Source organism: Niastella vici, from assembly GCF_002077945.1.
In the GTDB taxonomy this organism is placed as follows: domain Bacteria; phylum Bacteroidota; class Bacteroidia; order Chitinophagales; family Chitinophagaceae; genus Niastella; species Niastella vici.
The window spans coordinates 47,903-68,509 of record NZ_LVYD01000064.1 but is presented as its reverse complement, the minus strand read 5'-3'; the positions used below and the strand labels follow the sequence as shown (position 1 = coordinate 68,509).

General features: G+C 46.3%; 20 protein-coding genes and 1 pseudogene. 8 read left to right on the top strand and 13 right to left on the bottom strand.

Translation table 11 applies throughout. From position 1 onward, the window contains the following. Window positions 1-32 precede the first annotated feature (32 nt). Complete coding sequence (locus A3860_RS29120) at window positions 33-3,374, bottom strand: SusC/RagA family TonB-linked outer membrane protein (RefSeq protein WP_081153382.1); 3,342 nt, start codon at window positions 3,372-3,374, stop codon at window positions 33-35. A 386-nt stretch (window positions 3,375-3,760) separates the two neighbouring features. Between A3860_RS29120 and A3860_RS29115 the strand changes: the two genes are divergently transcribed. From A3860_RS29115 to A3860_RS29105, 3 genes are all read left to right on the top strand, one after another. Beyond that, on the top strand, window positions 3,761-4,456 hold the full coding sequence (locus A3860_RS29115) for a FadR/GntR family transcriptional regulator (protein WP_081153380.1): 696 nt from the start codon (window positions 3,761-3,763) through the stop codon (window positions 4,454-4,456). Between the two features lie 173 nt (window positions 4,457-4,629). Beyond that, window positions 4,630-5,217, top strand: coding sequence for a hypothetical protein (locus tag A3860_RS29110; protein ID WP_081153378.1), 588 nt, complete (start codon window positions 4,630-4,632; stop codon window positions 5,215-5,217). A gap of 100 nt (window positions 5,218-5,317) precedes the next feature. Continuing rightward, window positions 5,318-5,815 carry a response regulator transcription factor gene (locus A3860_RS29105; protein WP_081153376.1) on the top strand — a complete coding sequence of 166 codons (498 nt, stop codon included), beginning with the start codon at window positions 5,318-5,320 and terminating at the stop codon, window positions 5,813-5,815. 93 nt (window positions 5,816-5,908) lie between these two features. Here the strand turns inward: A3860_RS29105 and A3860_RS29100 are convergent, their stop codons facing one another. The 9 genes from A3860_RS29100 to A3860_RS29060 all read right to left on the bottom strand — a co-directional run bounded on the left by A3860_RS29100 (window position 5,909) and on the right by A3860_RS29060 (window position 13,439). Further along, complete coding sequence (locus tag A3860_RS29100) at window positions 5,909-6,586, bottom strand: SRPBCC family protein (protein ID WP_081153374.1); 678 nt, start codon at window positions 6,584-6,586, stop codon at window positions 5,909-5,911. A 241-nt stretch (window positions 6,587-6,827) separates the two neighbouring features. Continuing rightward, the gene (gene moaCB, locus A3860_RS29095) at window positions 6,828-7,739 is read right to left on the bottom strand and encodes a bifunctional molybdenum cofactor biosynthesis protein MoaC/MoaB (RefSeq protein ID WP_081153372.1); all 912 of its coding nucleotides are present in this window, start codon (window positions 7,737-7,739) and stop codon (window positions 6,828-6,830) included. A gap of 57 nt (window positions 7,740-7,796) precedes the next feature. Further along, window positions 7,797-8,243 (bottom strand): molybdenum cofactor biosynthesis protein MoaE, encoded by a 447-nt coding sequence (locus tag A3860_RS29090; RefSeq protein WP_081153370.1) that lies wholly within the window; start codon window positions 8,241-8,243, stop codon window positions 7,797-7,799. Window positions 8,244-8,333: 90 nt separating this feature from the next. Then, complete coding sequence (locus A3860_RS29085; RefSeq protein WP_081153368.1) at window positions 8,334-8,567, bottom strand: MoaD/ThiS family protein; 234 nt, start codon at window positions 8,565-8,567, stop codon at window positions 8,334-8,336. A gap of 191 nt (window positions 8,568-8,758) precedes the next feature. Then, window positions 8,759-9,940 (bottom strand): molybdopterin molybdotransferase MoeA, encoded by a 1,182-nt coding sequence (locus A3860_RS29080; RefSeq protein ID WP_081153366.1) that lies wholly within the window; start codon window positions 9,938-9,940, stop codon window positions 8,759-8,761. Window positions 9,941-9,950: 10 nt separating this feature from the next. Beyond that, window positions 9,951-10,931 (bottom strand): GTP 3',8-cyclase MoaA, encoded by a 981-nt coding sequence (gene moaA / locus A3860_RS29075; RefSeq protein WP_081153364.1) that lies wholly within the window; start codon window positions 10,929-10,931, stop codon window positions 9,951-9,953. Window positions 10,932-11,020: 89 nt separating this feature from the next. After that, window positions 11,021-11,626, bottom strand: a complete 606-nt coding sequence (locus A3860_RS29070) for a nucleotidyltransferase family protein (protein ID WP_081153362.1) — start codon at window positions 11,624-11,626, stop codon at window positions 11,021-11,023. Between the two features lie 34 nt (window positions 11,627-11,660). After that, window positions 11,661-11,924 (bottom strand): hypothetical protein, encoded by a 264-nt coding sequence (locus A3860_RS29065; protein WP_081153360.1) that lies wholly within the window; start codon window positions 11,922-11,924, stop codon window positions 11,661-11,663. A 354-nt stretch (window positions 11,925-12,278) separates the two neighbouring features. Further along, entirely contained in the window at window positions 12,279-13,439 is a 1,161-nt protein-coding gene (locus tag A3860_RS29060) for an XdhC family protein (protein ID WP_081153359.1), read from the bottom strand. 198 nt (window positions 13,440-13,637) lie between these two features. Here A3860_RS29060 and A3860_RS29055 point away from each other — a divergent pair, with 198 nt between their 5' ends. The 3 genes from A3860_RS29055 to A3860_RS29045 all read left to right on the top strand — a co-directional run bounded on the left by A3860_RS29055 (window position 13,638) and on the right by A3860_RS29045 (window position 17,109). Continuing rightward, window positions 13,638-14,120 (top strand): (2Fe-2S)-binding protein, encoded by a 483-nt coding sequence (locus tag A3860_RS29055; RefSeq protein ID WP_081153357.1) that lies wholly within the window; start codon window positions 13,638-13,640, stop codon window positions 14,118-14,120. A gap of 18 nt (window positions 14,121-14,138) precedes the next feature. Then, a complete protein-coding gene (locus A3860_RS29050; RefSeq protein ID WP_081153355.1) occupies window positions 14,139-16,301 on the top strand; it encodes a xanthine dehydrogenase family protein molybdopterin-binding subunit in 2,163 nt (720 codons plus the stop codon). 61 nt (window positions 16,302-16,362) lie between these two features. Then, window positions 16,363-17,109 (top strand): energy transducer TonB, encoded by a 747-nt coding sequence (locus A3860_RS29045; protein WP_081153353.1) that lies wholly within the window; start codon window positions 16,363-16,365, stop codon window positions 17,107-17,109. A gap of 10 nt (window positions 17,110-17,119) precedes the next feature. Here the strand turns inward: A3860_RS29045 and A3860_RS29040 are convergent, their stop codons facing one another. Continuing rightward, window positions 17,120-17,524: a c-type cytochrome gene (locus A3860_RS29040; protein WP_143774315.1), complete on the bottom strand. Its 405-nt coding sequence runs from the start codon at window positions 17,522-17,524 to the stop codon at window positions 17,120-17,122. A gap of 217 nt (window positions 17,525-17,741) precedes the next feature. Here A3860_RS29040 and A3860_RS29035 point away from each other — a divergent pair, with 217 nt between their 5' ends. Next, window positions 17,742-18,488, top strand: coding sequence for a hypothetical protein (locus tag A3860_RS29035; RefSeq protein WP_081153351.1), 747 nt, complete (start codon window positions 17,742-17,744; stop codon window positions 18,486-18,488). A gap of 38 nt (window positions 18,489-18,526) precedes the next feature. Next, entirely contained in the window at window positions 18,527-19,006 is a 480-nt protein-coding gene (locus A3860_RS29030; RefSeq protein WP_081153349.1) for a hypothetical protein, read from the top strand. Between the two features lie 43 nt (window positions 19,007-19,049). On the opposite strand, the gene A3860_RS29025 is transcribed toward A3860_RS29030, so the two are convergent. Together A3860_RS29025 and A3860_RS29020 are read right to left on the bottom strand one after the other, a co-directional pair. Beyond that, on the bottom strand, window positions 19,050-20,159 hold the full coding sequence (locus tag A3860_RS29025; RefSeq protein ID WP_173820280.1) for an AAA family ATPase: 1,110 nt from the start codon (window positions 20,157-20,159) through the stop codon (window positions 19,050-19,052). After that, a pseudogene (locus A3860_RS29020) lies at window positions 20,137-20,568 on the bottom strand (RNA ligase family protein); the annotation flags it as partial. The gene A3860_RS29025 and the pseudogene A3860_RS29020, both read right to left, overlap by 23 nt. Window positions 20,569-20,607 lie beyond the last annotated feature (39 nt).

The window sequence follows — 20,607 nt, the reverse complement described above, 5'->3', positions numbered from 1 at the left end:
TCTGTAATTACAATCGTTATGAATAGGTTTTACTAGAACCGCACAGTGGCGCCCAACGAAAACTGACGGGGGCGCGGATAACCAATGGCATCGAACCCGCTGTAAGTTTCGGGATTCACCCCTTTGTATCTGGTGAGGTAACCTATATTATAAATGCTGCCGAAAACGTTCAGTCCGCCGATCCGTGCTTTCTTCACCAGCTCTTTTGGTAATTCATACCCCAGGTATATTTCACGGAAGGCCAGGAAATCGCCTTTTTCGAACATAGTACTTACATCAACTCCATAAGAACTGTTGGTTCCCACCGTAGTAACCTGACGAATGTAATTGCGCTGACCGAAATCATAATCGGCAAAGGAGAAACGCGCGTACTTCTTGCCTGCATCACCGGGTTGTTTCCAGATGTCGTTGCCCAGGGCTTCGGCGGGGGCGCCTTCATTAAAGGCCCGGCCCTGTCCTAACGAACGGGCCAATGCGCCGTTGCTGATCACATGCCCCAAAGCATAATCCATGGCAAAACGCAGGGTAAGGCTTTTATAGGTGAATGTGTTTTGCATACCGCCGATCTTGTCGGGGGCACGGTAACCCATAAATACCATGTCGCGGCTGTCGATGATGTTATCGCCGTTGAGATCGGCCCAAATGTAATCACCGGCATGTTTGCCTACGGTTTGACCCGAAGGAGAAGCCATCAGGTCTTTTTTACCCCAGGCCGCCGCTTCTGCATCAGTTGAAAAAATGCCATCTACCTTGAATGCATACAAACTGTAAGGCCGCTCACCTTCGGCAAACCCACCTACTTCAACCTCACTCTTCGAAGCAGGATCGTACACGGTACCACCAAACTGGCGGTTCTTGCTGCGGCCATTATTTGGCAGCTCAACTACTACAGTGCGGTTCAATGCAAAGGAGAAATTGGTTTTCCATGTAAATTCCCTGTATTTTAAAACAGTGGCAGAGAGTTCAATTTCAACACCCCTGTTCCGTAATGTTCCGTTATTATACGTAATGCTGGCAAAGGGGCCTTCCAACGGCAATGGTTTGGAGGCCAGCCTGTCCTTCGTGAGCTTATTGTAATAGTCTACGGTTAATGTAATGCGGTTTTGCAGGAACCCGGCATCAATGGCCAGATCGGTTGTTTGGGTTGTTTCCCATACCAGGTTAGGGTTGGCGAGCTTATCGCGCACAATGCCTGAGTTTTGCGCATAGGTGGTACCTGTATAGCTGCCATAAGTATCGCCGGGGTCAATATCATTCATACCGGCTCCGCCCCTGCTGGCGCGCAGTTTCAGGGCACTTATATATTTACTTGACCAGAAAGATTCGTTGTGGATATTCCAGCCTACCGAGATGGCAGGGAACATGGCATACTTGTTACCCGGTGCAAAATAAGAGAAGCCATCGTACCTTATAGAACCGCCTACCAGGTACCTGTTATCGTAGTCATAATTGAACTGACCAAAGTAGCTGGCAGATCGTTTGTCTTCCAAAGTGGTGCCTAAATCGGTTACGTTGGTAACTGTTTGGCCGTTCACACTGGCAGTGGTAGGCTCTTCAATGGTATACACATAATCGTTGGTGGCCCGTTGCGAACCTACTTTTACATTGTTCTTTTGGTAACGGAAATAGTTAAAACCAGCCAGTACACTCAGGTTGTGATCTCCGAAAGAATGATCGTACTGCAGGATCTGGTCAACCATCAACTGGCGCATATTATAAGTATTCTCAGTCTTCTGCCGGCTGGTTGATAATTGCACTGAACCGGGATACGCTTTTCTGAACAACATATACCGGTAATCTTCCATCACATAAGATACTGCCGGCCGAAAGTGCAAACCTTTTGCAATGGTAAGGTCACCGGCCAGGCGCGAGATAACCCGTTCGGTGTTCACCCGGGTATCGTCGTATTTGAGGGTATGAAAACGATTGCGGGTGCTTGTTACTTCACCAAAAGTGGGGGTACCATCGTCACGGAAAATGCGGATCAACGGGGTAATGCGGGTAGCGCGTACCATGTCGTTGGTATAGGACTCAACATAATTGGGAACAACGTTCTGGTAATTCACCGATGCATCGAGCTTGAAATTTTTTGACACCTTAAAACCAAAATTGCCCAAAACATTATACCGTTTGTAGTTGGTGCCTACAAAAATACCACCCTGGTTTATGTAGCCCAGCGACACATTATAATTGGCGTTTTCGCCACCGCCGTTCACACTGGCATTATAGTTATCGGTTTGGCCTGTATTCCACAGCAGGTCCTGGTAATTATTGTCGGCGTACAACAGGCGGGTGCCGGGGTTAATGGGATCATCCATCACCTGCCAGCCTTTTGACAGCAGGTTGTCAACATAATCCTGTCCTTCCACCGCAACGATATTATCGTATAAGGCCGTTAAGTTGATGGAATTGCTGTATTGCCCTTTGGTAGTGAACACGGTTGTACCGGCCGAAAAACCGCCTTTGTTCAACAGGTTGTCCTTTGCCAGCGCATCGGTTGTATTTTGAACGGTGGTGCGGGCCAGGGTGAGGTAATCTTTGGCGCTCAGGTAATCGTAATCGCGCATCATGGTTTCCCAGTTGTGGCGATAGTTGAAGGTAACCACCGGCTTCTGGCCAAATTTGCCCGATCTGGTTTTAATGACAATTACGCCATTGGCACCACGGGCGCCATAAGCTGCCGTGGAAGCAGCGTCTTTCATTACCTGGAAGGTTTCTATATCATCGGGATTGATATCGCTGAGGGAGCGGAACACCCCGTCGATCACCACCAGCGGGTCAGAGACATCTACATTGCTGTTGGCGTCTCCGTTTTTGGTTCCCAAACCGGTACCATAGCTATTGAGCTTGGTGCCGCCACGGATGAGGATATTATTGGCCCCTGAACCCGGCTGTCCGTTCACAATGGGAACCGAAACCCCGGCCAGTTTTCCCTGTAAGGCCTGCACCGGGTTCGGGTTTGGGGTATTAACCATTTCTTCGGCCGCCAGTTTTGATACGGCAGCCGCTGTTTTGTTCCTTGTTTGGGTCATATAGCCCACCACCACCACATCGGAAAGGGCAGTGGCTTCGGCATTAAGCGATACATTGATTACATTTTGCCCGTTTATTGCCACTTCTTTGGGCTGGGTACCGATGTAGGAGAAAACCAGGGTATCTTTTAGCGAGTTCACCCTAATGGTGTACGCACCGCTGCTATTGGTGGTAGCAGCATGGTTGGTACCTTTTACTGTAACTGTAACATTTGGAAGCTTTTCGGAGGCGGTGGCCGAGTTGGTAACTGTACCTGAAACGACCGGATTGGTTTGGCCAAAGCCAATTGCACTAATCAGTAACCAGCAGCCAACGAGGAACGCGGTAAGAATCTTTTTCATAATGGCTTATCGTTAGTTTTGCAATACGTAGTTATGTACTACATATAGCAAATATAGAACTTGCCAGATTTAATCCAAATATTTTTGCCTGACAATTTGGCCATGATAACTTTGTATTCTGTTCTCCGCTTGTAGAGGTCACCCGGGAAAGGAAGGCTAATTCCTATGAGATTCAAGTACAGCGTGCACAATTTCAATACCTTAAGTAATCGGATTTACCCTAAAACAGTATAGCTTTCAGTAATACAGGTAAACCCTGAGAGGGCCTGTGTCGCCATGATTTACGCAATCGATTGTGTAAGTGTGTATAACTGTGTTACTGACCTTAAAACAGCAGCTGCATTAAGTATTACATATTCAGGTAATTTTTTATTATTTTTGAAATTATGAGCATTGAAAAAGACCTTTTTAAACTGAAGCCTATCGCCTATACCACTATGGCCGATCAGGTGGAAAACCATCTGCGCGAGTACATTATTAAACGCTCTATTAAACCGGGTGACCCCATTCCAAAAGAAACCGAGATTGCCCAGGCACTTGGCGTAAGCAGGAATGTGGTGCGGGAGGCCCTGAGCCGGCTACGCATGCTGGGCATGATCGAGAGCCGCAAGAAACGGGGTATGATACTCACCCAGCCCGATGTGATGAAAGGTCTGGAGCTCATCATTCACCCTACCATCCTCGATGAAAGCGTGCGCAAACAATTGTTTGAGCTGCGTTTGGTGCTTGAAGTTGGTTTGGGCGATCTGCTCTTCCGCCGTAAAACAGAAGAGCAACTAAAGAAACTCGATGCCATCGTTGAGCGCGAACAAAAAGCCACCACGCAAATTGAACGCATCCGTTGCGAGGTTGATTTCCATTCCATGTTATATGAAATGGCCGGTAATGAAACCCTGCACCGCTTCCAGGACATTCTGATGCCCGTTTTTGAATATGTGGTGGAATATGAATCAAAGCTCGATCATACTTCGGTTGGTTCGGTAACGCATGCCGACCTCGTTAAAATATTATATGCCAACAATGCGGAAGCATATCCCAATGCCATGCGGAAGCATTTGATGCCGCACCTCGATCATTTATAGTGCCATCGGGTGTGTTTATACTTTTAACGGTGTGTAACGAAAGTTGCACACCGTTTTTTTTATCTCATTAACGTCGGTTAAGCCCCTGTTAAGCACCACATCCTACAGCAATCACCGCATTTTTCTGCCGTCATATCGATGTTATAAGCAACATTAACGCAAAAAATATTTTTATGAAAAATATAATTATCATCGGCAGTTTGCTGTTATTCACCGCTGCAAACTCATTTGCACAGGATGAACTGGCATATAATGACATCAACCATGTTACCTCACACAAGCTCAGCAAAGCGCAAAAAGAAGAGAACCGGACTATACGAAAAGAGAAAGCTGTTACCGAACCTAACTATACAACCGAACAACATTTTTTGACCGATTTCCCCGGAGCCACCAATGTAAGCTGGAAGATAAACGGATTTGAAGAAGCCCTGTTTACCCTGAACGGAAAAGAGATGAAAGCATTTTATGATTATAATAATGAGCTTGTAGGCACCACTTCGGAAGTAAGCTATTTCGATATGCCGGAGATAGCCAGAAAATATATTGAAAAACATTATAAGGACTACACTACCCAACAGGTTATTTTGTTCGATGACAATGAATACAATGACACAGACATGATGTTATATGGTAATCATTTTGAAGATGAAGACAATTATTTTGTAGAATTATCGAACAATAATAAAAAGATCGTGCTGCAGGTAAACATGGAAGGACTGGTCACCTTTTTCAAGGATCTTTCTTATAGTAATGTTAAATAAAAAGCATAGCTACAGGTTTCCCTCTATAACAGGGAACCTGTAGCTAAAATAATTGTTAGTAAACACAATTATTCAACGAAAATGTCATTAATACATTTTTATGAAACCTGTGACTATATTACTTGCTGAGGATAATCTGGTATTGGGCCTTTTTGTAAAAAGGGTTTTGCAACAAGCTGGCTATCGTGTTTGGTATTGTATGGATACTTCAGAGGCGTGGCAATATTACGCCGATAAAAACCCCGACCTGGTTTTGCTTGATAATGCGCAGTCGGCACACACCAATTTGTTATTGGCGCGCAAGATAAGACAGGTGAACAAGCTGGTGCCTATACTTTTCCTGAGTGGCAAAACATATGAAGAAGAAGTATATTCAACTATTTGGCCGCAACCTGCGCAGCCAGCCACTACCCATGCGCTTAGTGAGAAAAAATTATTAGAAAACCTGCATAGCCTGTTACCCGTGGCAATGCCACCTGTTGTGGTAGCCCCGGTGTTCGATGCCAACCGAATGAAATTATGCGGTGCTGAAGATATCCTGATCCTGACTTCTTTCTTTGAAGAAGAAGTGCACCTGAAAGAATATATTCCCAATTAGGAAATTTCTGATTTCGGGATTTAGAGATTTCGGGATTTAGGGATTTCGCAATAATTAATCTCAAAATCCCTAAATCTCAAAATCGAAAATCATTTATCTGGGAATTAATACTGTTTGATGTGTTTCTACAAAATCCTTGAAATCCCTGATCTCTTCTTCGATCATTCTTTTGAAAACCGGTGTAAATAACCGGGCTATCTGTTCACCCGCTTTTCCTAACGGGGCATGATAAGTGAGTATTACATCAACAGTAGTTCCCTGTCCGCCCAATGAATCACGAAATCCTACCTTACCGGCATTGTCGATCGATGAGCCGGGCAGGCTTTGCCATGCGATCATTTCACCATATCTTTCTTTTACGATCTCTGCATGCCATTGCAGCGTGCCGAACTTTCCGGGGATCTCCATCACCCAGTTCGAGAACAATTCATCCTGTTCTTCTACCTGTTTCAAATGTTTCATGAACAGCGGCAGGTTGCTGAGGTTCCGCCACATGGCATATACTTCTTCGCGCGGTTTATTGATGACCATCGACACCCTGATATTGAGGGAGCGGCCATGGGCTACTTTTTCGATGGAATGGTATACTTCGCTGAACGACCGTTTACCGGCAATTCCTTTATAGGCAAGGTAACAGCCAACGGTTGCTTTTAAAAAACGCCGGGAAGAATTTCTGTTGAATGCACTGCCGATCAACAGGATTCCCCCAACTACAGAAGCCAGGCGCTGACCACTGGCTGCGCTCATTAATTTGTCGCGGTTACTGTGCATAAGGTATAATTTTTAAAGTGGATAGTATTGAAGAACAGCATTAAATATCAAAATACTATACCAACCTTACGCAAGGATCAATCGTTACGAATATTACCTATGAGGTGGAATTGTGGCCTTTTTTCTACAATAAAGCCGAAGTAGGAAGTATGAAGTAAGACGAAGCCGGAAGCTGAAGACTCTGAGAAGACTGGAATTTAAGACTTTTCTTACTTCCTACTTCTTACCTCTTGCTTCTCTTCTAATCGTGCCGCATTCCTTCAGCAACTCTGAAGATGTGTAAAATATAAGGGAAGAGGGCGTCCATGGTTTCCTCAGCGCCTTTGGTAGAACCGGGCAGCGTAAGCACCAGGGTATTTTGAATAAAGCCGGCCACCCCGCGTGACAACATGGCGTAGGGCGTACGTTGTTGCCCATACTGGCGGGCAGCTTCCATAATACCGGGAATGGTGCGGTCGAGCAGTGGCTCAATGGCTTCGGGTGTAACATCGCGTGGTGACAGGCCCGTACCGCCGGTAAATAAAACGAGGTTGTATTGTTCGCCCACCAGTTGTTTTATGGTTGATTGAATGGCATCCACTTCATCGGGGATCACCTTGTACAAACTGGTAGTAAGGGTATTTTGTTTCAGCTTTTCGAGGATCACTTTGCCGGCCCGGTCTTCTTTATCGCCGGCAGCAATGCTGTCGCTGCACACAATTACGGCGCAACGCAGGCTTTTTTTAAACTGGTCTTTGAAATCGGATTTGCCGCCCTTTTTATTTTCGAGCTTAATGGTGCTGATCTCAATCGCTTTATCGATGGGTTTCAGCATATCGTACATGGTAAGGGCCGTTACAGATGCGCCATGCATGGCCTCCACTTCTACCCCGGTTTTATAAATAGTATGCACTTCAACCGTTACAATAATGTTCAATCCTTCGATGGCGTGCGTAATGGCAGCAAATTCAACGGGCAAAGGATGACAATCGGGAATAACATCACTTGTTTTTTTGATGGCCAGCAAGCCTGCTGCGCGGCTGAACTCAAACACATCGCCCTTAGGTACCTTGCGTTGCTGTATGGCATCGATGGTTTCCTGTTTTGATACTTTAACAATGGCAGTGGCGATGGCCTGGCGTAAGGTGGTTCCTTTGTGGGTAATGTTTATCATTCGTGATTAAATGGTGAATGGTCAATGGGTTCGCGAATTTTACCACTCGCTTCAATATTATTTATTCTCTTTCCATTGATAGCTTTCATCTTCAAATACCTCCTTCCCCCAGATCGGCAGTTCCGCCTTTAGTCTTTCTACTATTTCGGTACAGGCGTCAATGGCTGCCTTGCGGTGGGCACTCGAGGTAAACACAAACAGGCATACTTCGCCGGCCGCAATTTTACCCAGGCTATGATGTACGTGCATACATACCAACGGATATTTGGCAAAAATATCTTCGCGGATCTGGTGCATTTTTTCAAGCGCCATTTCTTCATAGGCGGTATATTCTATTGCCGCTACTTTATTGCCATTGATGTCATCGGCACGCACCTGCCCTAAAAAAATGCTGTGACCGCCAATATTCGTTTTTGTCGCATGCTTTTGAATGCTATCGGCAATAAAGGTGGCTGCTATTGGCCCCTGCGTAAAAATGTTCTTTGGCTTGCGTTCTGTGATCATGATGTCGTTTTTGGTGATGATGGCGTTTCGACTTCGCTCAACACGCGTCCCTTCGCTCCTTCGACTTCGCTCAGGACATTCGGGGGCTTGCTATCCACCGGCAAACGGCGGCAACAATGCCACGGTATTGTTCCCGGATAAAGCTGTATGCCCGGTCACTATTTGCTTATCAACAGCAATAATGTACGGCTTATTCACCAGCGCGGGATAGCGTTGATTCAATTGCTCGATCAATTCGCTGGTATCAGCCGCATGCTCAACCATAACAGGATTGTTGCCCATTATATCTGTTAGCTGTCCAAACACAATTACCTGTACCGGCATAATCATTTATTTAACTCAATTCTACAAAAATACTTAATTCTTTACAGGTGAACCTGTCGGGTTACGGTGGTCCATCTATTTCTGATTTAGGGATTTCGGGATTTTGAGATTTCGGGATTTCGGGATTTCGGGATTTTGAGATTTCATTAAATGCAAGCCACCCGATCACTTCTAAATCCCAAAATCAGCAATCAGGGTATCAAATGCACCTCTACCTCCTCTCCTGCTGCAAACTCCATTTTCTCTTCAGGCAAACACAACAGGCAATTGGCCATGGCAAAGGACCTGAGCCGGTACGATTCCTGCGAATCGAGCGGCACCACGGTTTGCCCGTCGTAATATCCTTTCAGGAAAAAAGTGAGCACCGCCGTTTTTGAATACGCTTTCGCCAATGGCGCTTTTATCGTTTTCAGCACTGGCTTTAACTGCATCAGCTGTTCCAAAGCCGTTATCACATATTCATAAAAACAGGTGAGCACTGAAGATGGATTGCCCGGTAAACCAAACACCCATTTATCTCCTTTCTGCCCTACATACAATGGCTTGCCGGGGCGTTGCTTTAATTTATGGAACAAGGTGGTTACGCCACAGGCTGCGGCCGCTTCGGGCACAAAATCATAATTGCCCGCGCTTACACCGCCTGTTAATAAAACCACATCACTATCGTCTAATGCATTTTGTAAAATTCCCTTCAGGGTGTGGGGATCGTCTTTTGCTTCAAACACCGGCACTTCTTCTATCTGCAATAATTGCAGCGCCGCCCGCAACTGATAGCTGTTGCACTCATATACCTGCCCGTACCTCAATTCCCTGCCCGGTTGCTGCAGCTCATTGCCGGTAACAATAATACTCATTACGGGAGCAGGATAAACCGGCACTTCCGACACACCGGTGGTGGCCAAAAAGCCCACAGCCGCCGGCGTTAGTGGCTGTCCCTTCGTTAAGGCCAGCTCACCGGTCTTTATTTCAGAACCTTTGGGCCGTACATTTAAACCAGCCCGCAGCTGTTCATCCTTAATGATGAGTTTACCATCTATGACTTCCACTTTTTCCTGCATCACCACCGTATTGGCGCCGGCAGGTACTGGCGCCCCGGTAAAAATGCGCATGGACTGGTTGGCCTGCAACGTAAATTGTTCAGGCGCACCGGCGGGCACTTCGCCATGTATCGTTAAGGTATTGTGTAATTGAAAGCCGGCAAACGATAAAGCATAACCGTCCATAGCCGACTGATCGAATGCGGGGATATCTGTTTGGGCAAATACGTCGGCCGCGAGCACACGGCCTACGGCTTGTTCCAATGGAACGATGGCGGGCGTCAATGCAGTGGCATTGGCGCGGATCATATTCTTAGCTTCAGTTACAGAGATCATGTTGAAGGTATTAACCGCCGATGGTGATCATACTGCGGTTCTGGATAGCAATTGCTTCCAGGTGTTCAAAATCGGTATTGAATTGTCCGCCCAGTTCTTTAGCCTTGGCATGAATACTCTGGCGGATCAAAGGAATAATATCGCCGCCATTGCGCAGCGTGGCGAGCAGATCGGTTTCGTCTTTTCCAAAAAGGCAATTCTTCATTTTGCCATCTGCGGTCAGGCGCATGCGGTTGCAGGTGCTGCAAAACGGCGCGCTCATGGTGCTGATAATGGCAAAGGTTCCGGCATGGCCCGGCACTATATATTTTTTTGCGGTATCGTTCGCTTCGCCTTTCAGGGGAAGGAATGAATACTCCGTTTCAATTTCCTGCAAGATCTGTTGCCAGGTAATCACTTTGTTGCTCGTCCATCGGTTGCCCTGAAATGGCATGAACTCAATAAAGCGCACATGCACCGGGGTGTTTTTTGTCCAGGCAACAAAATCCTTTAACTCATGGTCATTGAAATCTTTCATCACCACCACATTCACTTTGGCGCGAATGTCGTTTTCAAGGAGGAGGTGTATATTATCATAAACCCGTTGAAACTGATCGCGGCGGGTGATGAGTTGAAATTTGTCGGCCTGCAGGGTATCCAAACTTACATTGAGCGAAGTGATACCGGCCTGTTTTAAAGTGGGTAGAAATTCATGCAGGCGGGCGCCATTGGTGGTCAGCGTTAGCGTAACCGGCAGTTTCGACAGGGCCAGTATAATTTCGGCGGCATCTTTCCGTACCAGCGGTTCGCCACCGGTAAGCCGGATCTTTTTTACACCCAGGTCAACAAAGGTTTTCGCGATCGCTTCTATTTCACCGGCCTGCATCAGTTTTGATGCGGGCGTGAATTCGTATTCCTCTTCGGGCATACAATAAAAGCAACGAAAATTACAATTGTCGGTCAATGAGATCCTCAAATAATCGTGCACCCTGTTAAACTGATCAATTATCATTTCCTGCTATAAGTTGTAGGGGTAAAATTACTTTAAAATGGTGGAAGTTGATAGTCTTTACCAACTGAGGGGGGTGATAAGTTTATCTGTCAACTTTTTCCCGTGCTGTTAACCAGTTCCTCATACTCCACCACTGTATCAATATCAAACTCACCTTTGGGAAAGGGAACAGCCGCCACCTCATCCGTATGTTGCTGAATAAGCTTTCGGGCCCCTGTGTCGCCCTGCAAATCAAGCAGTTGCGGAAACAGTGACTTTTCAAAAAGGGCGGGAATTCCCAAGGTTCCACCATAAGCGCTGGCTACGATGGGTTTGCGGGTATTTTGCCGTTCGTTTACCAGTTCCAGCAACAATCCGGCTGTTACAAAGGGCTGGTCGCAAACCATAAAGATCACCTGGTCGGGCGCCGGGGTGCGGTTCAGCAGGGCCTGCAGCCCGTAGCGGATGGAAGAGGCAATACCCTGCTCCCATTCGGGGTTAAATACAATTTGCACCTGGCTATGGTTCAAACCCGCCGCCAGCTGATCGGCATTGGACCCCATAACCACCACCGGTTGTGTTGTAATGGTGAGTGCACATTGAACAGCATGTTGTAACAGCGTTTTACCCTGCCAGGGCAATAATTGTTTAGGCCGGCCCAGTCGGGTGGATGCGCCTGCGGCGAGGATTATTATGTCGGTGTGGTAGATTGTCATGGCTATGGCTTTTGATATTCATTAAATCAGCTTTTCAGATCGATTTTTCAACTTTAATAATCAGTTTGGCGAGTTTGATATCCGGTTTGCTGAATTGTGTCATACATTTTCGAATTTCAATAACCTGTTTGGCGTTTTCGAAAATCAACTTAGCGGTTTTGATTACCGGTTTGTCTTTTTGGTCAATCAGATTAGCAATTTTAGCCACCGGTTTGTCGTCTTGATTTGTCAGCTTAGCAGTTTTGGCTACCAATTTATCATTTTGCTCCGTCAACATTCCGGTTTTCAGTAAAAACATTGCTTTTTTTTATTAAAACATGCATGCTGACAAGGAAAACAAGCATGCAAACAGCTTAAACCGTAATGCGAATTACTTAAACAGTAATGCAAATTACTTATACAGAAATGCGTACCTCATAAACAAGAATATAAAACCCTTTAAACGGCATGGGTGTAGCTTTAACCAAAATGCAAAAGGCATAAACCGGCTTGCAGAGACTCAAACTCACAATGTCAACGGAAGAGACTGGTTTGCAAAGAACCAAACTCGCGGTGCAAACTTATAAAAACGAATTGCAGAGAGTAAAACCCGCCATGCAATCATATAAAACCGAAATACAGCCGCTCAAACCCGCCAGGCGCACCGAATAATCTATGAACCTACCTTCACCTCCTCAATCTCCTTCTCTACCCGCGGATGAATAGTATCAACGCTATTGCGCAACGACTCTCCGGACCTGCCCGCAATAATGGCTTTTATTTCGGCAACAATTGATAACGCGATCTCTTCGGCATTCTCTGCGCCAAGATTCAAACCCACTGGTCCATATACGGAGGCAAGCTGTTCTGCCGTAGGCTCAATGCCTTCTGCTTTTAATTCATCGAGCATGCGCACCAGTTTTTTGCGCGGCCCCAGCATACCGATGTAGGTAACGCGTTGGCCAAGCAACTGCCGCAACACTTTCAGATCATAATTATAGTTATGGGTCATGAGCACAAAAACCGTTTGCGCGTCAATAGCCACCTGTCCAATCACCTGATCGGGTTTGGTTACCAGTACCTGGTTGGCCGTGGGGAACCGGGCTGCTGTTGCATAAGCCGGCCGGCCATCGGCTACGGTTACCTGCCAGCCGAGCAAATTTGCCATTTGCGCCACCGGCATGGCATCATTGCCCGCCCCGATGATCACCACAGATACAGCTGGTTTTATTAATTCAATAAATGCAGTGAATTGTTTTCCTTCAGCCAAATAAGTTTTTGTTGCCGACACCTGGTTAATAAAGGCGGTTTTGGCGTCGGTGGTGATCGCCTGTTGCAGCGCCTCATTTCCCACACGGGCCGTAATGGTTTGCCCCGGCAATTGCAATAAACAGGTGCCGGGCTGCACCTCGCGCCGATCGTTCAACGAAAACAGCATCACCAGCACTGCATGCTGCCGTTGCGCGCTGATGCTCTTTAATAATTGAATGGGATTATCAGGTTGGCCGGGTAATATTGGTTCAATTACAATATGAATAATGCCTTCGCAGCCCAGCCCAACGCCAAGTTTGGCGTCGTCCTCATCAGTAGTGTCGTAGGTGACCAGCATGGGTTGCTGCCGTTCCATCACCAGCAGGGCCTTGCGCAGGGCATCGCCTTCGAGGCAGCCACCGCTGATGGCGCCGGTCAACTGTCCGTCCTGGGTAATTAACATGCGGGCGCCCGGCCGGCGGTACGATGATCCCTGTACATGCACCACGGTGGCCAGCGCCGTTTGCCTTCCCTGCTTATCTGCCGCCTCAAAGGCCTGTATAATGGCCTGTATTTCTTTCATTTGTCGCTTTTATTTGTTTTCAGGAGCGTTATATATTTAAATACATAACTCCTGAATTTAAAGTTACAACAGTTGCGACACATAATTTGAAACAAATTCGACCAACGGCGTTGGGCAAATTCCACTTACCATTAGTATAATAAATTGGGAACCCGCCCCTTCCCCATCGTACCTTTCTGTACATAAAACAACCTGTTTATGGCTTCGTACAAACTCAGTATCAACGGCGGCAGCTATGCCGTAGAAGCTGATCCCAAAATGCCCCTGCTGTGGGTGTTGCGCGACCTGCTGAACCTTACCGGTACAAAATATGGCTGTGGTATGGCGCAATGCGGCGCCTGCACCGTGCATTTGAATGGCAATGCCATCAGGTCCTGTTCAATGCCCATATCGGCCGTAGGCAATCAAAAAATAACCACTATTGAAGGAATAAGTTCAGATAATTCACATGTTGTGCAACAGGCCTGGATCGCCGAACAGGTTCCGCAATGCGGTTATTGCCAAACCGGACAAATTATGTCGGCCGTGGCTTTGCTGAAACGCAATGCCAACCCTACCGACCGGGATATCGATATGGCTATGCAGGGAAATATTTGCCGGTGCGGCACCTATCCCCGCATTCGTAAAGCCATTCACAAGGCAGCGGCCATGATGAAACAGCCGCCGGCAAAAAGTTTTTAACCCAATAATTACTGTATTATGCCAACCGCTAACTCCATTAACCGCCGCGCCTTTTTGAAATTATCAGGTTTTACCGGCGCTGCGCTCACTATAGGATTTTATTTTCCGGCACTGGCCGAAGAAGGTGTTGCTATTGTTACTGCTGAAACGGCCGATACGCTCGGCATTGCCCTGAATGCATTTATTTCTATCGACAAAACCGGGAAGGTTTCCATTTTAAACCACCGTTCTGAAATGGGCCAGGGTTCTTTTCAGGCAGTTCCGCAAATGATTGCCGAAGAACTGGAAGTATCGCTCGACCAGGTGTCGATCTCTTTTGCACCGGGTCATCAGAATAAATATGGCAGCCAGATCACGGGCGGCAGTTCCACCGTTCGCGGCGCTTATAAGCATTTGTTGAGAACCGGCGCTACCGCCCGCGAAATGTTGGTGGAAGCCGCCGCTAAAAAATGGAATGTGCCAGCCACTGAATGTTACGCAAAGAACGGTGAAGTCATTCACCGGCCCAGCAGCAAAAAGCTCGGTTATGGCGAACTGGTAGAAGAAGCGTCAAAGATAACGCCACCCAAAAATGTACCCCTCAAGGAAAGAAAAGATTACACCATCATTGGCCAGCCATTACCGCGGCAGGATACGCCGCTTAAAGTGAATGGCAAAGCCGAATTTGGGATTGATAAAAAATTGCCCGGTCTGTTGTATGCCGTAGTTGAACGCAGTCCGCACTTTTTGGGAAAAATAAAAAGTTATGACGACAGCGCCGTGAAAGCCATGCCCGGCGTAAAATACGTCATTAAGGTACAAATGCCGGTGTTCGACACCACAAGGGAAGGTATAGCCATTATTGCCGATAACACCTGGGCCGCCATGCAGGCCCGCAAAGCCTTAAAAGTAGAATGGGATACAAGCGGGTTCGAACACCTGGATACAACCGGCTTGTACAACCGCATGAAAGAAGACCTGAAAAAACCCGGCCTGTCGCAACGCACCGGCGGCAATTTTGAAGCAGCGTATGGAAAAGCCGCCAAAAAGCTGGAAGCCGTTTATGAAACGCCCTATGAAGCGCATGCCTGTATGGAACCGTTGAATTGCACCGCTTATGTACAAAACGACAAATGCGAGATCTGGGGACCCATACAAGGGCCCGACTGGATACAACGCGACCTGGCCGACCGCCTGAATATGCCCATAGACAACATAACTGTACACATGACTTTTTTAGGCGGTGGTTTTGGGAGGAAAGCATTTACCGATTATACCGCAGAAGCAGCGCTCATTTCAAAGGAAATAAAAGCCCCCGTGCAGGTGGTGTGGACGCGCGAAGACGATATGACCCAGGGGCCTTTTCGCCCCGGCGCCGTATATGAATGCAAAGCCGGTTTGAACAATGGCCGCATTACCGCTTACCAAACCAAGATGGCGGCGCAGAATATGGACCATCAATGGCCACATGCCGATAAAACCAGCTTTAACAACAGCACCACCGAAGGCCTGGCAGAAGCTTTTATAAATGGCATCGATCATTACAGTTTTTGCGACGTGCCCACTGAATCGCCGGTGCCGGTAATGTGGTGGCGGTCGGTATATTCATCGACCAATGGTTTTGCTTACGAAAGTTTTATGGATGAGCTGGCGGTGGCTGCAGAAAAAGACCCCCTCGATTTTCGCCGGCAGCATTTGCGCGAAGAACGCTATGGGGCGTTGATCGATATGCTGGAAGAAAAAACGGGTTGGAAATCGCGCGGCAAAAGCAGTGGCTGGGGCGTTGCCATTACCGAATGTTTTAAAAGCGTGGTGGGTGAAGCGGTGAAAGTATCGCGCAATGCAGCAGGCAGGTTGACAATTGACCGGATTGTAGCCGTGATGGATTGCGGCTGGTATGTGAACCCCGATATCATTAAAGCGCAGGTGGAAGGAAGCATTGTGATGGCACTGGGCGCCGCAACCATTCATGAAACACATTTTACCGATGGCAAGGCTGTTGAAACAAACTTCCATCAATACCAGATGCCACGCATAAACGATGTGCCGGAGATTGAAGTGTACATTATGGAGAATGAGGAAAAACCCGGTGGTGTGGGCGAACCGGGCTTACCGCCTTTTGCCCCGGCCTTGTGCAATGCGATCTTTGATCTTACGGGCAAACGTATTAGAAAGTTACCCTTTAACATGAACGAAATTTAGTGTGGGGGCTATGTAAGTTGGTGGGCTTTTTTATTATATTGCGCCCACCAAAACCTTTTTCATGAAATTGTCCCTTACACCATTGCTAATATTGCTGTTTATTGCCATTAAGTCCCTGGCACAGGAAACTAAAGAAGTTAATGACGAATCAGGTGATAGATATTATGGTATAGTAAATTTGAAATACGATGCTTTAATTGATAACCCTACTATAAAACACGGGCCCTATAAGTATTACTTTAATTATAATTTAGCTACCAGTGGTTTTTATAAGTTGGGCAAAAAAGACAGTGTTTGGCAACGGTTCAGTACAAAAGGGTTGGTTCTATCGAGTAAAATGTATGCTGAAAATAAAAAAACAGGTGCCTGGATATTTTATAAAAACGACGGAACACCTGACTGGCAATATGATTTCAACACAGACTCCTTTGTTAACAAGCCCCAGAATGCGTTTGATTATTCATACCAGTCATCAAATGGCGAATGGCAAATAGGCAAGGCAGACCGCGACCCGGTTTGGCTTCGTTCAACCTATGAATGGCAATCTTTTCTCAACAGAACCCTGCGGTATCCTCAGAAGGCAATTGATAAAAATAAAATGGGAAAAGTATTTGTAGAAGTAACGGTAGATGAAAATGGGGATGCCATTGATTACACCATTCCGGAAAGTATTTTTCCAGCCCTGGATGAAGAAGCACTGCGGGTTGTTAAGTTATTTCAACCAGAATTTTTGCCGGCTGAAAAGGATGGTAAAAAGGTGAAATCAAAAGTACAGGTCGTTATTCAGTTCAGACTGGAACGGGGATAATAAAAATCCCTTATTTCCTGGCAGCTATAACCTGTTTCACATTCACTGGTTTGCTTTTATTTCCCCAACTATTTCGTACAAAATTCAACACATCGGTTACCTGTTGATCGGTGAGTTGTTTTTGTGCAGGCATATCGAGATTATATATTTTTCCATTCACGGTTATTTCTCCATTCAACCCGTTTAGTACAATACCAATAGCGCGCTTGCTGTCTTTGAGTAAAAAATCGGAATTAGCCAATGGCGGGTAAACGCCCGGCTGTCCCTGCCCGTTTTCTTTATGACATACAATACAGGTGGCATTGAACACTTCCTGTCCGCGCTTCATACTTTGCGCCAGTGAATTGTTTTGTGCGAAAACCAGCCAACAGGAGTTTGCCATCAGGAAAGCCATGATCAGCGCCTTTTTAACCATATCTGTGCAATTGAGTGTGGATTAGAACAATAATAGTACCATAAAAATGGAATATCTTATTGTGTTGATGTACTATTTTTTCATGTAGATACATTGCAGTTATATATAAGCAGTTTCATAGGAACCTGTTTAGCGGTCCCGGCTTTTCATTTTCCCTGAATTATAATATTTTATAAATATCAATTATATTCGTCCTTACCAAAAACCCAACTGTATTATGCATTCATTTAAAATAAGCCCCGATGGGTATAAGCAGGTCAGAAAGAAAATACTGCTCCTGAGTCTTCCGGCTGCATTGATAGTTTTTTTTGTGGCAAATATATCCAGCTGGTTAAATATCAGCAGCAGGAACACCGTTAGCCTACCGGCATCATTCTATTTGACAATGTTGATCCCTGTGCTGGTTTTTATTGCGGTCATCGCGTTTGGGGTATACCGTTCACTGGCAAGGGTAAAAAAAATGTTTGACAGTTATGAATTGTTGATCACGGATAAGCTGATCTCCCGCGAACAACTGAATACGCCTACTGTTTCCATTTATTTAAGCGAGGTGCAGGAAATAATCCGGCACAAGAACGGCAGCTACATCATCAAAGGCGCCAGGGCCAATGACCTAATCATGGTCCCTAAACAAATTGAAAACCGGGAGCAATTGGAAGTGGTACTGGACCAAATAAAACCGATAGCCACAAAGGGCAAAGCAGCCAATCAATTAAGAGCGCAGGCCCTGTTAAACCTGGCCGCCCTGGTGTTAATGTTATGTGTGTTCAATTTCGATAACAAGATCATTGTTGCCGTAGCCGGAATTCTTTGTATAGGTCTTTCCATTTTTAATTTTATCAGAATACAGAAAAGTAAAAACGTCGATTACAGAACAAAAAGGATCAGATGGATAAATTTACTGGCTTTATTGGTTGTTATATATTTTATGATTTTTAAGCTCACCGGTTCAACGCTATTTTAAATACGCCAGTCGTACCTTTATATCTCAAACAGGTGCGTATGGAAAGCCCTAATCAAAAAGGATTGAAAGACCTGGAAGCCGTTTTGGGTAAGCCCAGGTCATACATTGACGCAGAAGATAAAATACCTGGTGAACAATATTACTGGTTCCCCAACCAGGGTAATAGCATGAATGATGGAACTGCCCAATCGATCCCTGCGGGCAGCCTGGTGCTGGGCCGGTTGTTGACAATAAACAGCATTCAGGATGTTCCCCTGCACCGGCCGGCTGTTTTTATAATTGATTATACAGGCGAACAATTCTGTTTACTGAAAAGCGCCTGTGCTATCAAAACAGCTGATAACGCAGCAACCGGTTCCGCTTCTCCCCTCCTTTGCCTTCGCAGTTATAACCCCGATCCTGGTTATGAAGACCTGTGGGTTCCGTTCAGGCATTTCAACTATATTTTTGTTGTGGAAAGAGTTCGTTTGCCTAATGGCAATGAGTTTGTTCCTGTGCAAAAAGAAATAGTAAGATAAAGCTAAAAAAAGAACGGCCCGTTAGGGAGCCGTTCTATAAGGATCAATCTTTAATGGCGTATACAACCTCATGGCCTTCCCAGGGTGCCGGTACTTCCAGTTTTGCAATCAGTTTATCTACCGCCTTTTGCGGCACCACTGCCTCGCGTCCTTTGTTCTGTACATGCAGCCTGTTGTAAGGCACTTCTATATACACTGTTTTCACATACGCCTTGTAGGTAACAAACAATTCAATCAATTGCGACCGCATTTGCCGGGTTATGTTGGTGGCATTCCACACAAAATGTCGCTTTTTGCGTAAATGTTCTCTTGCCTGTTCTTTGGCCAGCTGTACAACCGTGCCATTACCGCTTTTATCGGTTGGCGCAATCCTATTCTGCCGCCGTATTTGGTCAAGGTTAATAACCGGCCAGTCTTTATAATGTTGTTGCACATAAGTATCCTTGCCGGCGCCCGGTAATCCGCATAGCATAATCACCGTTGAACCAAACTCATCAAAAGGTACAAAATCGGGCGAGCCATCAGGCTTTTGAAAATACCGGAATTGCGCATGCGGCGTTTGAAACGCCTTTGGTTTACCCCAGCAATCATGTTCCTGGCAAAGGGCCTCAAACAGATCGATGCGGTATAAAAGATCAGCCTGATCATTGCATAGTCGACCCAGGGCATCTGCTGTTGCCAGTAGCGCGAGCAACTGGGTATCTACCATTAAACTGGTCTCAATTATGGTTCTGGCCACGTCCCTTTTTTCAATAGCCCAGATGGGCCGGCCATGAAAACGCACCAGTTCCACGATCTGTTCGCGAATGGCAAATGGCGTTGGTACCTGGGTATATAATATTTGCCGGGCCGTTAGGGCGCCCTTTTTCGAATGACCTTTTGAAGTGATGCTTCCATCCGGTTCCTGCACGGTGGTAGACCGCTTCTCCACGTCATGCAGCAAGGCGGCGGCCCATACAATTTCCTGTTGCTGTGCCGGCAGTTGTTTGTAGCCTTCCAGCTGCAGCAAGGCTTCTGTCACCATACGCGTATGCACTGCCACGTTGCCTTCGGCATGATGCACCGCATCTTGCGGAACATCGTCCATATCGCGTACCCAATCGAATTGATCACGAAGATGCGCCCATTCTTTATTGGTTGTTAAAGTCCACATAATTCCCTCCTTCGTGTTTTAGCCGTGCCCGCTTCCAGTTCCGGGTCCAGTGTTCATTTGTTTTTACATGTCCCTTACGAACCCACTTGAATACGTTGTGCGCGAAAGCATCGATGTAAAATCCATCAGCATTCCTGCTCACCATGCCTTCCAGCGTACAGGGTTTCCCGGTGGCGGTATCAACCGGTTCAAATGCACCGGCCGTTGTAACTATGTTCATTATCTTTTGCTCGAACAAAGCCTGATTGCCCGGCGTGCTTTCTATTTCTATTTGCGGAACCGTTGGCAGATCGAGCATGGCTGCGTAGAATTGCACTTCTTCCCAACCAAGCCAGCGATCGTGCTCCCGTACGGCAAATACATAGAAATGGTGTTCCAATTGTTGATACCTGATGGAATGCACGGCATATAAGTTTTCTGCTAGATATTAGCACTACTCATAATTAAA